This is a genomic window from Stenotrophomonas sp. BR163 (assembly GCF_047520985.2).
GTDB classification, from domain to species: domain Bacteria; phylum Pseudomonadota; class Gammaproteobacteria; order Xanthomonadales; family Xanthomonadaceae; genus Stenotrophomonas; species Stenotrophomonas sepilia.
Genome location: NZ_JAXBRE020000003.1, coordinates 87,524 through 100,958 on the forward strand (window position 1 = coordinate 87,524; position 13,435 = coordinate 100,958).

Below are 13,435 nucleotides of genomic sequence, written 5' to 3' on the forward strand. Positions count from 1 at the left end.
CCTCAGTCGTCGCCAGTAACGCGCAGGATCTCTTCCAGCGTGGTCACCCCGCTGTCGACCCAGCGCTGGCCGTCCTGTCGAAGGGTCCGCATGCCGGCCCGCCGCGCCGCCTCGCGTAGCGCAGGCTCACCCTGCCCTTCATGGATCAGTGCGCGTACCCGGTCGTCCACCACGAACAGTTCATGGATGCCGGTGCGTCCCCGATAGCCACTGTTGGCACAGGCCGTGCAGCCCACTGCGCGCCATACGGTCCGGCCTTCGCCGTCCACCTCGGCACGCCGGCACTGCGTACACAATCGCCGCACCAGTCGCTGCGCCAGCACACCACGCAACGACGAGGCCAGCAGGAAGGGCTCCACGCCCATGTCGGCCAGGCGGGTCACCGCCGAGATCGCATCGTTGGTGTGCAGCGACGCCAGCACACCGTGCCCGGTCAGCGACGACTGCACCGCGATCTGTGCGGTCTCCAGGTCGCGTATCTCGCCGATCATGATGGTGTCCGGGTCCTGGCGCAGGATCGCGCGCAGCGCGGTGCCGAAGCTCATGCCGATGCGCGCGTTGACCTGGATCTGGCCAACGCCGGCAAAGTCGTACTCCACCGGATCTTCCACGGTGAGGATATTGCTGGTGCTGCTGTCGAGCTGGCCCAGCGCGGCGTACAGCGACGTGGTCTTGCCGCTGCCGGTCGGCCCGGTGACCAGCACGATCCCGTGCGGCTGCCGGATCAATCCGGTGAACGTGGCCAGGGTGTCATCGGCCATGCCCAGGCGCTGCAGCTGCAGGCGGCCGGCATCCTTTTCGAGCAATCGCAGCACGGCGCGCTCGCCATGCCCGGTCGGTACCGTGGAAACACGGATGTCCAGCGGCCGCCCGCCCACGCGGATCGCGATGCGCCCATCCTGTGGGAGGCGCTTCTCGGCAATGTCCAGGTGGGCCATGATCTTGATGCGCGACACCAGCGCTGCGTGCAGTGCGCGCCGAGGCTGCACCATGTCGCGCAGCGTGCCGTCCACCCGGTAGCGCACCACCGAATGGGTCTCGAACGGCTCGATATGCAGATCGCTGGCACCGTCGCGTGCAGCCTGTGCCAGCAGCGCGTTGATCATGCGGATCACCGGCGCATCATCCTGCGCATCCAGCAGGTCGGTGACCTCCGGCATGTCCTGCATCAGCCGGTCCAGATCGACTTCACTTTCGGCGGCACCGACCACGGCCGCGGCATCACCGCCGTCACGGTACTGCTCACCCAACCGCTGCTGCCAGGTCGCCGCATCCAGGGTCTGGAACGGAAGCGGGCCATGCCGCCGGCGCAGCTCGGCCACGGCCCACGCCGCCGTGTCGGCCGTGACGAGCAGCACCGGCTCGCCACCGGCTTCTGCCAGCATCACGCCGTGGCTGCGCACCCATGCGTACGGCAGCGGCACAACGGCGCTCACGGCCCGATCACCAGTTCCGGCGTGTAGCCCAGCCCGCGCAGCTGCTGCAATGCCGGATCCAAGTTCACCGGATCACGCGGCAGCCGCACGCGCAGGCGTTGCCCACCCTCGCCCGGCGTCGCCTCCGCGTAGGCCTGCAGGCCCAGCGCCCGCACCTGCGCCACGCTCTGGCTGGCACGGCTCGGCTCCAGCCCCTGCGCGAACTGCACCAGCTGCGCATCGCCGTCACCGGCCGGATACAACGCTGCCAGGCTGGTGTTCTGCAACGGCTGGCCGTGGCCATCGCGCGCATTGCCCTGGCCGAGTACCGACAAGTCCTGCGGTGGCAGCTGCGGCGCGGACAGCGCGGGCAAGGCCCAGCTCTGTACGGGCTGCGCGCCGGCCTGCGCATTGCGCATGTAGTCGTAGCGGTCGCGGGTCAGGCGCTGTCCGGCGGCCGGGTCGCGTACCACGTGCGGGCGCAGGAACACCATCAGGTTGGTCTTGGCGCGCTTGCGCGTGTCGCTGCGGAACAAGGCGCCCAGCACCGGGATCTTCCCCAGCCCCGGCACCGCATCACGGCCATGGCTGACGCTGTCTTCCAGCAGGCCACCGAGCACCATGATCTGGCCATCGTCCAGCAGCACGCTGGTATCGAGTGCGCGCTTGTTGGTGATGATGCCGGCCGTGCTGTTCGCGCTCTGCGCGTCGATGCTGCTGACTTCCTGGTAGATGTCCAGCTTCACCGTACCGCCCTCGGAAATCTGTGGGCGCACCCGCAGCTTCAGGCCCACGTCTTCGCGCACGATGGTCTGGAAGGGGTTGTTGCTGCCGCCGCCACCGTCGGTCACGTAGCGGCCACTGACGAACGGCACGGTCTGGCCGACCATGATGCTGGCTGCCTCGTTGTCCAGCGTCATCAGGTTCGGCGTCGACAGGATGTTGGCGCCGCCCTTGCTCTGCAGCGCAGTGGCCAGCGCCTTCATGTTGAGGATCTGGCCGACACCGGGCAGGTTGATGGTGCCGTCGATCACGCCGATCTTCAGGCCATCCTTGGGCAGCACGTCCAGCGTGGTACGCGCACCGGTATTGAGCCCGCTACCGCCGGTAGCGCCCCCGAAATGGGTGCCGCCAAACGTACGGCCATTGCCCAGCATCCACTGCACGCCCAGCTCTGCCGCGTCGGTCTGGTTGACCTCCACGATCAGGCTTTCCACCAGCACCTGCGCACGGCGCTGGTCGAGCTGGTCGATCACCCGCCGAAGGTTGCGGTACACCGGCTCCGGCGCCGAAATCAGCAGGGTGTTGGTGGCCACGTCCGCCTGTACCGAAATGCCGTTATGGCTGAAGCCGGTGCTTCCTGCATCGATCGGGTCGCCCCGGCTCGGGTCCAGCCGCTGCGATTCCAGCGCATTGCCTCCGGGCTTGGCCTGCTGCGGCTGCGACGGCTGGATGGGTGTGGAACGGTTGGCGTCACCCGGCAGTGGGGTGATGCCTTCGTTGCTGCCCATGGCCGGTGCATCGCTCTGTCCGGCCACCACGCCACGCAGCACACCGGCCAGCTGGTTGGCCTGGGCGTTGCGCAGGTAGACCACATGCAGGTTGCCGGACTCGTCCTGCGCGCGGTCCAGCTTCTCCACCAGCTGCCGCGCCAGGCGGGTGCGGCCTGGGCTGCTGGAACGCAGCAGCACGCTGTTGCTGCGCGGGTCGGCCATCACCACCACCTTCTGGCCCGGCTCGGCGCCCTGCGCATCCAGCAGCGGCGCAACCATGGCCGCCACGTCCACCGCAATGCCCTGCTGCAGCTTCACCACATCGGTGTCCATGCCGGCGGGCGTGTCGACGCTGGCGATCACCCTCGCGATGCGCTCCAGGTTGTCGGCGTAGTCGGTGATCACCAGGGTGTTGTTGCCTGGATTGGCGGTGATCGGGTTGTCCGGGCTGATCATCGGCCGCAGCACAGCCACCAGCGCCGCCGCATTCTCATAGCGCAGCGCAAACGTACGCGTGGCGATCTCGCCCCCTGCACCACCGCTACCCACCCGGCCACCGAGCAGCTTGGCATCGGCCTGCGGCACCACCCGGCTGACGCCGCCGTTCTCGACCACGGCGAAGCCTCTCATGCGCAGTGCGCCCAGCAGCAGCTGGTAGGCCTGGGTACGGCTGACCGGGCCATCGGAAACCACCGTCATCTTGCCGGTCACGCGTGGGTCGACCAGGAACTGGCGTCCGGTGAAGCGCGCCGCCATGCGCAACACGCCACCGATATCGGTATCCACCAGGTTCAGCTGCACCGGCTCATCACCTGTGTCCTGCGCCGCCACCGGCGCCGGCACGTGGGCCATGCCCACGATCAGTGCCAATGCGGCACTGCAGGCAAGGCTGCGCATCGCCCTCATGGATGGGCACCCGCAGGAGCCACCATCACGATGTTTCCGGAAATCCTTGCCGCCGGCATGTTCGCATCCCCTGTGCGTGTCAATTGCAACTGCTGCAGCTCGATGGCCGGGTCGGCCAGCAGCGGCAGCAGCCAGTTCCATAGCGCATCGGCGGGTACGGCCCGTACCTGCAGGTGCCAGCACCCGTCGCGCGCTTCGATATGCAGGCCGCCAGCCAGACCGGCGGACTTGATCTGGTCACGCAGCCCGGCCAGGGTCGGATGCTGGCCCTGCGCCAGCTGCTGGCGCTCACGGGCGCGCAGCAGCGGTGCCAGTGCGCGATGCTGCGCCTGCAGCCGTGGCAGTTCGGCCTGCCAGTGCGTGCGCTGCTTCAGCAGGGGCTCCAGCCAGGACGACCACAGGCCCGCCACCAGCAGCGCCACCCCCATCACCCACAGCATCAGCCGGTCGCGCGGTGGCAGGCGTTGCCAGCGCTGCTGCAGGCCCGCCAGCCCCTCGCCCAGCCGCAGGGTTCGGGTCGTCACTGTCCCGCTCCGCTCACCCGCAGGCGTCCACCGGCGTCGCGCGCCAGCTGCAGCCCCTGCGCCTGCACCGCTTGCTGCCAGTGCTCAAGCCGCTGTGGATCGTCGGCCAATGCCTGGGCATCGGCGTCCAGCTCCAGGTACACCTGCCCGGGTTGGTAGTGCAGGCTGTGCACCTGCCCCGCCAGCTCCGGAACCGCATGCAGCGTGCTGGCGACCTGACGCTGCAGCGCCGGCAACGGCGGCGCTGGCGGCGGAACCGCCAGCGCTCGCCTTGCCTGCAACACCGGGTCCACCACGTCGGTGATCTCCGGAAAGCGTGCGCTGAACTGCCGTGCCATGTCCTGCTGCAGCGCCTCACCCTCGATCCGCCAACGCGAGACCTGCCACTGCAGGCCAAGTGCAGCCAGCAGCACCGCCGCCAGTGCCAGGCCGATCGCCAGTCGCGGCGCTTGACGGCCTGCGCCGGGCAGCGGCAATGACCACCCCGGCAAAGGGCCACAGGCCTGCCGTTCATGCGTGACGGCGGTGCCCGGCAGGCTGTCCGGCCACGCCGGCGGTACGCTGTCGATCCATTGCACGGCCCGCACGCCGGCCTGTTGCAGGCGGGTGGCCAACGCCTGTATCACCGCAGACGCATCACGTCCGCCATACCATTGGACAAGTCCCCGATCGCGCCCGCTGCGCACCAGCAGATGCTCGCCGCTGACCTGCAGCGTGGCGTGGCCGTCCTGCCAAGGCAGCAGCAGTGGCGTCGGATACAACGCCTGCAGCTGCAGGGCACACGAGGCCAGCAGCTGCTGCGCCTGCGCGATGGCCTGCTGGCCGAGCCAGGCCACCGGAACCGTACCGTCTGCCGCCTGCGCACCGTGGGCCAGCGCCACCTCCTGCAGGTCATCCAGCAGCATGGCCTCCACCTCGCCCTGCAACGCCGCCTGCAGGCGGCGCCCGGACAGCGGCGGCAGCTGCAGTTCCAGCAGGATCAGGTCGTTCGGGTCAAGGCAGGCATGCACCGCAGCCCGCGGATGCCGCAGGCCCAGCGCGGCCAGCGTGTCGCGACCGTGTGCCACTACCTCGTCCTTGTGAAGCCGCGCCCAGTCCACCGCGCTGTCGGCGCGCAGGTGCGCCAACGGCGGCAGGCGCACCCGAAGCTGCACCGTCATGCGCCGATCCTCGTCCACACCCGTTGTACACGTACCCCGTCGTCGCGGTACTCGCGCCAGAGCAGCGCGCGAAAATCAACCGCGCTGCCGTCAGCCTGCACCCGGCCCACGGCCAGGAACCACTCGCTATGGATACCCAGTGGAAGCACGGCCATCTGTTCGTTGCTCAGTTGGAGTCGGTTGGCGATGTCACCGCGGTTGAGCAGCCAGTGGCCGGCGTCGCGCTCAGCGAGCAGCGCCTGCAGCCGTGCGGGCTCGACCGCAGGCGTCACCGCCTGCAGGACGCTCAGGTCGCAGGTGTTGGCGTTGACCAGGGTCTGCGCCGGCAACACCACTGTGCGCCGCACCAACGCCTGCAACGCCACCGGGTCAGCGCCGACCAGCGCCTGGTCGATCAGTGATTCGCGCGGCAGCGGTGCCTGCGCCTGCACATCGCCGTCGCGCAGGCGCGCCTGGATGTGGTCCACCGCGGATGCGCAGGTGCCCTGGCCCAGCCCCTGCCCGGCGCACAACGCGACGAACGCGCCCCGCGCCTCGGGGTCCGGCCTGCCCTGTGCCAGCAGGTTGCGCAGGTTGAACATCGACTGCGCATCGACCAGTTGCAGCTGCACCGGCAATGGCGCCTGCAGTTCCAACGGGCGCGCCCAGCGCCCGCTGCGCACCGTGGTCAGCTGTTCCTTGACATCCTCACGCAGCTGCTGCGCCGCACGCTCCAGCGTCGCATCCACCGCCATGCGTACCTGTGCGCGCAACTGGTCGCCGCGCAGCGCGCGCAGCTGCGCCGACTGCCGGGTCAGCAGCGCAGTGGCAATCACGGCCACCAATGCCACCACCAGCAAGGCGACGATCACCGCCACGCCACGCTGGTGGATGCATGAAATCGAACGCGTCCGGGCTGCCATCAGCACGCCTCACAGCTGCCAGGAGCCGATGTCTGCGTTCCCGGCGTCGCCACCGGGCTTGCCGTCCGCACCCAGCGAGAACACATCGATGTCGCCATGAGTGCCTGGAACCTGGTACTGGTACGGATGGCCCCACGGATCATTCGGCAGGCGATCCAGATACGGCGTCACCGGCAACGCACCGCTGCCCTGCGGCGGCTTCACCAGCGCCTGCAGGCCCTGTTCGGCACTGGGATAGCGCCCATTGTCCAGCTTGAACAACTTCAGCGCCTGCATCAGCGCCGCGATGTCCTGGCGCGCCGCCACCACACGCGCCTGGTCCGGACGGTCCATCAGCCGCGGCACGATCAGCGCGGCAAGGATGCCGATGATCACCACCACCACCATGATCTCGATCAGGCTGAAGCCCTGCTGCCGAGCCCTGCGACCACCTGCCTGCCTTGCCATTGTTCCGCCCTCGTCATCCTGGAAGAGACCGCTGCACCATGGTCAGCGGTGCATGTGTCAGTACGATAAACATCCGCCTGCGATTCGCTGCGCGGTTGCCTGTGCGGGCGCACGTGCAGCCGGCATGCGTGCCGCCTCGAGCAGGTGCGGCGGCACGCTGGCCAGTGTTTGGTCGATGCACTCGCGCAGCAACGGATGCACGCACGCCTGCAGCAGGCGCATGCACTGCGTCGGCGACCACGCGGTGCCGTGGTCGAGGCCGATGAACATGCGGTAGGCCTGGTGGTAGCGCAGGTCGTCGTACACACGCTGCGCACTGTTGAGGTCACGCACGTTCACCAGCAGGGCCGCACGTTGCAGCAGTCGCGCATCGGCTGCGCCAAGCGGCAGCGCGCTCATGGCCGCCTCGGGCCAGGGCCACAGCCGCAGGTCGAGGGCCTTTCGAAGTGCCGCCAGTGGATGCGCACTGCTGTCCAGTGCCGCCCAGCGCGCCGCGTCCGCCCAGGCGTCACTGGACAGCACCCAGACCCACGAGCGCCCGTAACGCTGCACGTTCAGGGGCGTGTGCCGTGCCTGCTCCAGTGACTGGCTCAGGTGGCGATCCAGCTCCAGCATGCTGATCCTGCGACTGTCTTCCATCTGCGCCGCCCGTGCTCCGCGACGCGTGGTGCGTCGTACTCTGGAGAAGACGTCAGCAAGGCAGCTGAAGCGACACCGCGAATGCAACTCTGTGCACGGGGTGGCGCTTCATCGGCAACGTCATCGCAGCGTCATCCGCCTGCAGGCTTCGCGCTGCAGCCGCGGTGCGTCACCCCCACAACGCCGGGCCAGTACCGCCACGTCGCTGCGGGCAGCGAATGCGACCAGCGCATCGGTCATGTCCACGTCATCGCACCATGACGCCAGCGCAACGCGCAGTGCGGGCAGCTGCCACCCGTCCATCACCCCATGGGCGCCCGCCACGAACCAGTGCCAGAGCCGATGATGCAGTACCTGCTCATGCAGCTGCGTGAGACCGTCGATGCCATGCATGTCCGCCAACAGCAGTGCGCGTGCGAGCGCCGCAGGCGGCAGCGCACCGGATTCAACCAAGGGCATCTCCTGCTGCTGCAACCGCAGCAGCATCGCCAGTGGGTGTGACTGCGGATTGAAGTCCAGCAGCACCGCCTGCTGCTGCCACTGCGCGTCAGACACCACGCACACCCAGGGCGAACCATAACGATGCACCATCAGGGGCCTTCGCTGGGTGGTTTCCAGCAATGCAGACAGATTGCGACGCAGATCGAGCACACCGATGGTCTCGTTGCGCATCCTTGGCTTCTCCTCGCTTGCAACAGCCTGGCTGCGGTGCGCACGGCCAGCGCCTTCATCTATCCAAGGACGGCGATGCCACCCGGAAAGCGACGCAGATCCAGCGACATCGTCAGTCGCAGCTGCTCCAGCGCCGCATCCGGATCATCGATGCGGAAGCGGCCACTGACCGGCGCGCGCGCCAATGCCGATTCACCCAGCAGTACCTTGCCCCGCCGGTAACGGTTGATCTCGTCCACCACCTCGCGCAGCGGTGCACGGCGGAACACAAGCATGCCTTCGGTCCAGGCACTCACTTCCGAAGCCACGGCCTCGGCCACGACGCCACTGAGGCGCTCGTCGTACCGGGTCTGCTGGCCGGCCTGCAGCTGCAGGCGGCCCTGCGGGTGCTCGATACGGGCGCTACCCTGCAGGCAGGTCACGCGTACCTGGCCGTGGGTGTTGCGCACGTCCAGGCGCACCGCACCTTCATCGGCAATCACGCAACCCGGGTCCGCGAACAGCGCCAGGCGCAGGCCAGCGCCGGCTTCGATCGCGGTCTGGCCCTGCACCAGCTCGAAGCCTTCGCCCTGCGCGTGCGCGCGGCGGCGCAGGCTGCTCTGCGTATCCAGTTCGATCTTGAGCTGCGGCAAGGGCGCGATCTGTAGTCGTTCACCGGTGCCGGTGTGGAAATCGGCCGCCATCGCCGTCACCGACGGCCACAATCCCAGCGGCGGGCGGAGCGCCGCCACCACCACCAGGCTGGCCGGCGCCGCCACCGCAGCGCCCAGGAAGGCGCGCCGGCTCCAGCGCTGGGCCGGCGTCGGCGCGACCGGTTGGCGCGCGGCGGCGGGCAGTCGCTCGCCGGCCAGCCGCACCTGCTCCCACTGCCGGCGCGCACGGCCAAACGCTTCACGATGACGCGGGTCGGACTCGCACCATGCACGGAACCGGCGCCCATCGGCAGCGGTCGCCTCGCCCGAGGTCAGCCGCACCACCCACGCGTGGGCCTGACGCTCAACGGCATCCAGCGGGCGTTGCGGGCGGTCGTCAGGATCCATGGGAGCTCATGCCGGACCCGCACGCTGCGGGGTTCTGCTCGGCGTCAAAGTGTAGACGGATGCCGTCGCTCAGAACCGCACCTGGCGCCCCTGCCCGCCGCGTTCGGCCAGGTAGTCCTGGGCTGCCTTCAGCTCCCGCTGCACCAACCGCAGCGACACACCGAGGTGGTCGGCCACGTCGCGCTGCTGCAGCCCATCAACGCGGATCGCCAGCAGGATGCGACGACGGCGCTCGGGCATGCGCTGCAGCAGGCCGACCATGTCTTCCAGCGCGAAGTCCAGCTCGGCCGCCTGCGCCGGCCCCGGCCCCGGGTCGGCCATGTCCATCAGCGTATCCACCTCCTCCAGGCTCAGCAGGCGGTGGTCTGCGCGTTGGCGGTCGATCACGGTGTTCATCGCCATCCGCAGCAGGTAGGCCGCAGGGTTCTGCACCGCGTCCAAGCGGTCACGGCGCGCACTCAGGCGCATCCACGTGTCCTGCAGCGCGTCGCCGGCCAGCTCTTCCGATCCGAGCTTGCGCACCAACCGGCGTTTCAGCTCGTCGTAGGCACCCAGAAGGTGGTCCATTAGATCAACCGCCCCAGCCGTACCGTTGTTCATGTTCGAATCCTTGAAGTCATGGATGGGGCGCGCGCCGGCCGCAGTCGTGGTCGGTGCCGGAAGGACGGATCTGCAGCGTCACCGGCTGTGGCAGCGCGGCGGCGTCGGCCGCCAGCACCAGGCCGTGCAGCGCCTGCAGCAGGCGTGCGTCGCGGCGATCACTGCCACTGCCGGACAGCAGCTCGGGCTCGCTCACCTGGCCCGCGCCATCGATGCGGAAGCGCAGCGTTGCGGCATAGCGGCCGGGCGCAATCTCCGGGTCGTCACAGAACGCCGCACGCAGCCGCTGCTGCAACCCGCCGTAGCGACGCCGACGTTCGGCCTCGGGAAGCCCCACGCCAACACCGGGTTCTGCGGCCGAAGGCATGCCCCGGCGCAGCACCACGCGCTGCTCGCCGATCACCTCGGCCTCGATCCCGGTGTCCTGCAGCAGCGACTCCAGCGCCGCAAGCGGCGCCAGGCTCCCGCGCAGCGCATGGCTGCTGCGGCCCGAAGCAAGGTCGCCGGGATACATCACCGACCACCCACTGATGACACTGAAGCGCTCGACCGCCTGTTCCAGCGGCTGCGCAGGGATGTCGTAGGCATGAACCGCGTCCTGTGCGGCAGCGGCAAAGGACAGCAGCAGCCATGCGGCGATGGCCACCTTCCAAGTTCTGACCGCATGGTGTCCATTCAGCCCCCTGACGTAGAACACATGACCCTCGGCAGCGACAGCAGCTGCAGTGGACGCGCACCACGACCGGAACCCCGGCCCGCGCGCGACCCGCAAGCGGGCTCAAACCGTACCGGGGGCACATGTCATTGCGATGACCGCCGCCACGGCCTGGCGTCGAGGCAGGCTCCGTAAAGCCAGTCACGCATCAGGAATCAATGAATCGAACAGACCACGCCATCTACGCATGGGGTCAGAGCCCGTTGCGAAGCAACGGGATCCGACCCCGTGCCGACCCAGACGTGTCGACCAAGGTCGACACCCACCAAGAGCAGCTCATGCCGTTCCGGCAGATCGTGGAAATCTGTCGAAGGCGGGGTGGGTCCGGTTGCGGGGGCGTGAGCCGCATGGATGCGGCGACCGAGCTTACATGGACGTACTTGCAGCGTCCCCCGCAACCGGACCCACCCCGCCACCCCTCAGGAAACCCGCTTCTGCTGTTGCTTCGGCCGTTGCCGTTGCCCCTGCAGGTGCAGGGCTGCAAGCCCTGCCAAACACCCCTCAACCTTCGCAGTTGGCGAACACGTCGCGGTCGCGCTCGTACAGCGCCGTCTTAACCTGCATCAGGCCCAGCACCGACGGGAACAGGTTGTCGTGGTCGGTATAGGCCGCCGAACGCTTGCGCACGCACTGCAGGTCCAACCCACGGCTGCTGGCGAAGCCCGGCGAGAACCACATCGTCATCGGTACGCGGGTCTGCTCGGCCGGTGCGATCGCATACGGCACGCCATGCAGGAACAGGCCCTTCTCGCCCAGCGATTCACCATGGTCGGACAGGTAGATCATCGCCGTGTCGTAATCCTGCATGCCCTGCAGGGTACCAATGGTCTTGCTCAGGAAATGATCGGTGTACAACACCGCGTTGTCATAGCTGTTGGTGATCTCGTCGCGCGAGCAGCGGCCGATGTCACGGGTGTCGCAGGTCGGGGTGAAGCGGCGGAACGCGGGCGGATAGCGCTCGAAATAGGCCGGGCCGTGGTTGCCCAGCTGGTGCAGCACCACGACCCGGTCGCCGGGCTTGGCCCGCACTTGGGTGGCCAGGTCCTGCAGCAGGATCTCGTCCATGCAGCGGCCATCGGCGCACAGGCCGGGTGTGGTGGCGTCGGACAATGACTGGAAGTCCAGGCCCTCGCACACGCCCTTGCAGCCGGACTGGTTGTCACGCCACAGCGGCGCGATGCCGGCGCGGTTCAGTACGTGCAGCAGCGACTGGTGCGCACGGATCTTCTTCTCGTCGTAGTCGTGGCGGCCCCACGGCGAGAACAGGCACGGCAGCGAGACTTCCGTGCTGGTGCCGCACGAATGCATGTCCGGGAAATTGATCACGCTGGCCTGCGCCAGTTCCGGGGTGGTGTTGCGGCCACCGTTGAGGCCCCAGTTCTGCGCACGCACGGTCTCGCCCATGACGATCACCAGCAGGCGCGGCTTGCTGGCCGGCGCTCGCGGAGTGGCCTTGGCGTCGGTGCCGATCGGCAGCTTCGGTGCGCGCTGCACCGGGTTGTCGCCACGCAGCGCACGCGGCATGCCCAGCAGCACGTTGGCCGGGGTGGCGAGGTAACGCACTTCGCGCTGGTTGCGCATCAGTGCTGAAACATCCTGGAACGAGATCAACGCGCCGCCGACGGCGGTCACCGCGGCCACCAGCAGGAAGCCCAGCCGCCACAGCAGGCTGCGGCCCCAGCTGCGGCGACGCAGCTGCACGCGCCACAACACCGCCATCGGCAACACGGCCAGCAACAGCACCGGCCACAGCAGCGACACGGTCATCAGCTCGCGGCTTTCCTTCGGGTCCGTCGCCAGCACGTTGCGCAGCATGTCCGCATCCAGGTAGATGTGGTAGCGGCTCATGTAGTGTGCGGCGAATGCGGTCACCAGCAGCAACAGGCTGATCACCACCTTGGCGTTCCAGCGCCAGACCAGGATGCCCAGCAGCACGCCGTGAGCACCCAGCAGCAACAGCAGCAGCGAAAGCGCGTAGCGCAGGCTGCCTGGATGGCTGGCCATAGCGCTGTGCCAGAACAGGCCATTGCCGGCCACCGCGAAGAACAGGCTGGTCAGCGCGATCAGCGCTTCGGTGGACAGCTGCGGCCGCCAGTGGCGCAGACCCGCAAGGGCGGGGAGGCGGGCGGGCCGTTGGACCGATGCGCTCATGCGTTTGCCTCCTGGCGGTTGGCATGGTTCAGTTGACGGTGTGTCAGGACGCGCTTGACGATCAGATAGAGGCCGAGCGAAAGCAGCCAGCAGATCAATGCAGTGGCGACGTCATGCGAAAGGAAATGCGCACCGCGCAGCTGCTGGCCGATGCCGAACACCAAACCGGCGCAGAGGCCGATCCACAACCCGGCCCAGCGCCACGACGGGCGCCATAGGAGGGCGAAATAGTACAGGCACAGCCAGGCGTAGCCGGCACTGGCGTGCCCGGCCGGGAAGCAGGCCTGCGCGGCCATGCCAGCGGGGCGTGCGGTGAAAAGCCCGATAAATGGCTGGTGGCCGCCGTAGCGCAGCAAGTCCCAAGGGCATTCCATCGGCACCAGTGACTTCAGCAGGGAGATCACGCCGGTGCCCAGCGCCACGGCAAGTACGACATAAAGCAGCGCCCACCGCAGGCTGTGATCGCGTCCTTTACGCCAGTGGTGGAAGCACAGCAGGATCGCGACCAAGGCCGCTGACGTGCTCAGCCATTTGCCGGCCTTGTGCACCACCGTGCGGGTGATCCAGGCGTCCTGTAGCACCCATCGGCTGCCCTCAAGGCGGAACAGGTGATCGGCCACCCACTGGTCGCCGCCGAACCCCATCAGCAGCGCAAACACGGGCAGACCGATTGCGACAGGCAGCCAAAAGTGAGTTACGGCGAATCTTGACGCCAGTGGCGATGACGCAAGCGGCGCGATCGAATCAAGGGGACGGACGGGCATGCTGGGG

13 protein-coding genes are annotated in these 13,435 nt (G+C 68.3%); all 13 read right to left on the reverse strand.

Translation table 11 applies throughout. The features are described 5' to 3' along the window. Positions 1-2: 2 nt before the first annotated feature. The 13 genes from gspE to ACM0PY_RS02885 all read right to left on the reverse strand — a co-directional run bounded on the left by gspE (position 3) and on the right by ACM0PY_RS02885 (position 13,428). On the reverse strand, positions 3-1,436 hold the full coding sequence (gene gspE, locus ACM0PY_RS02825) for a type II secretion system ATPase GspE (RefSeq protein WP_180884241.1): 1,434 nt from the start codon (positions 1,434-1,436) through the stop codon (positions 3-5). Further along, a complete protein-coding gene (gene gspD / locus ACM0PY_RS02830) occupies positions 1,433-3,814 on the reverse strand; it encodes a type II secretion system secretin GspD (protein ID WP_180884239.1) in 2,382 nt (793 codons plus the stop codon). Before gspD ends, gspE begins: the two co-directional genes overlap by 4 nt. Continuing rightward, a complete protein-coding gene (locus tag ACM0PY_RS02835) occupies positions 3,811-4,338 on the reverse strand; it encodes a type II secretion system protein M (RefSeq protein ID WP_180884237.1) in 528 nt (175 codons plus the stop codon). Before ACM0PY_RS02835 ends, gspD begins: the two co-directional genes overlap by 4 nt. Next, positions 4,335-5,498, reverse strand: a complete 1,164-nt coding sequence (gene gspL, locus ACM0PY_RS02840) for a type II secretion system protein GspL (RefSeq protein WP_180884235.1) — start codon at positions 5,496-5,498, stop codon at positions 4,335-4,337. The genes ACM0PY_RS02835 and gspL overlap by 4 nt, the downstream gene beginning before the upstream one ends. Continuing rightward, positions 5,495-6,400, reverse strand: coding sequence for a type II secretion system minor pseudopilin GspK (gene gspK, locus ACM0PY_RS02845; protein ID WP_180884233.1), 906 nt, complete (start codon positions 6,398-6,400; stop codon positions 5,495-5,497). The genes gspL and gspK overlap by 4 nt, the downstream gene beginning before the upstream one ends. Positions 6,401-6,409: 9 nt before the next feature. Beyond that, entirely contained in the window at positions 6,410-6,847 is a 438-nt protein-coding gene (gspG, locus tag ACM0PY_RS02850; RefSeq protein WP_134972439.1) for a type II secretion system major pseudopilin GspG, read from the reverse strand. Between the two features lie 57 nt (positions 6,848-6,904). Then, the gene (locus tag ACM0PY_RS02855; protein WP_134972438.1) at positions 6,905-7,486 is read right to left on the reverse strand and encodes a hypothetical protein; all 582 of its coding nucleotides are present in this window, start codon (positions 7,484-7,486) and stop codon (positions 6,905-6,907) included. Positions 7,487-7,606: 120 nt separating this feature from the next. Continuing rightward, a complete protein-coding gene (locus ACM0PY_RS02860) occupies positions 7,607-8,158 on the reverse strand; it encodes a hypothetical protein (protein WP_134972437.1) in 552 nt (183 codons plus the stop codon). Positions 8,159-8,217: 59 nt separating this feature from the next. Beyond that, on the reverse strand, positions 8,218-9,198 hold the full coding sequence (locus ACM0PY_RS02865) for a FecR family protein (RefSeq protein ID WP_180884231.1): 981 nt from the start codon (positions 9,196-9,198) through the stop codon (positions 8,218-8,220). Positions 9,199-9,267: 69 nt separating this feature from the next. Further along, positions 9,268-9,798 (reverse strand): RNA polymerase sigma factor, encoded by a 531-nt coding sequence (locus tag ACM0PY_RS02870; protein ID WP_134972621.1) that lies wholly within the window; start codon positions 9,796-9,798, stop codon positions 9,268-9,270. A 16-nt stretch (positions 9,799-9,814) separates the two neighbouring features. Beyond that, on the reverse strand, positions 9,815-10,495 hold the full coding sequence (locus ACM0PY_RS02875) for a TonB-dependent receptor (protein WP_180884229.1): 681 nt from the start codon (positions 10,493-10,495) through the stop codon (positions 9,815-9,817). Between the two features lie 519 nt (positions 10,496-11,014). Beyond that, the gene (locus ACM0PY_RS02880) at positions 11,015-12,664 is read right to left on the reverse strand and encodes a phosphoethanolamine transferase (RefSeq protein WP_134972118.1); all 1,650 of its coding nucleotides are present in this window, start codon (positions 12,662-12,664) and stop codon (positions 11,015-11,017) included. After that, positions 12,661-13,428: a phosphatase PAP2 family protein gene (locus ACM0PY_RS02885; protein ID WP_134972117.1), complete on the reverse strand. Its 768-nt coding sequence runs from the start codon at positions 13,426-13,428 to the stop codon at positions 12,661-12,663. The genes ACM0PY_RS02880 and ACM0PY_RS02885 overlap by 4 nt, the downstream gene beginning before the upstream one ends. Positions 13,429-13,435 lie beyond the last annotated feature (7 nt).

What these genes read in the sequence shown, in the direction of transcription:
- gspD (WP_180884239.1), bottom strand. Translation starts at nt 3,814, where the DNA reads ATGAGGGCGATGCGCAGCCTTGCCTGCAGTGCCGCATTGGCACTGATC.
- ACM0PY_RS02880 (WP_134972118.1), bottom strand. Translation starts at nt 12,664, where the DNA reads ATGAGCGCATCGGTCCAACGGCCCGCCCGCCTCCCCGCCCTTGCGGGT.
- ACM0PY_RS02855 (WP_134972438.1), bottom strand. Translation starts at nt 7,486, where the DNA reads ATGGAAGACAGTCGCAGGATCAGCATGCTGGAGCTGGATCGCCACCTG.
- ACM0PY_RS02865 (WP_180884231.1), bottom strand. Translation starts at nt 9,198, where the DNA reads ATGGATCCTGACGACCGCCCGCAACGCCCGCTGGATGCCGTTGAGCGT.
- ACM0PY_RS02885 (WP_134972117.1), bottom strand. Translation starts at nt 13,428, where the DNA reads ATGCCCGTCCGTCCCCTTGATTCGATCGCGCCGCTTGCGTCATCGCCA.
- ACM0PY_RS02860 (WP_134972437.1), bottom strand. Translation starts at nt 8,158, where the DNA reads ATGCGCAACGAGACCATCGGTGTGCTCGATCTGCGTCGCAATCTGTCT.
- gspL (WP_180884235.1), bottom strand. Translation starts at nt 5,498, where the DNA reads ATGACGGTGCAGCTTCGGGTGCGCCTGCCGCCGTTGGCGCACCTGCGC.
- gspK (WP_180884233.1), bottom strand. Translation starts at nt 6,400, where the DNA reads ATGGCAGCCCGGACGCGTTCGATTTCATGCATCCACCAGCGTGGCGTG.
- ACM0PY_RS02870 (WP_134972621.1), bottom strand. Translation starts at nt 9,798, where the DNA reads ATGAACAACGGTACGGCTGGGGCGGTTGATCTAATGGACCACCTTCTG.
- gspG (WP_134972439.1), bottom strand. Translation starts at nt 6,847, where the DNA reads ATGGCAAGGCAGGCAGGTGGTCGCAGGGCTCGGCAGCAGGGCTTCAGC.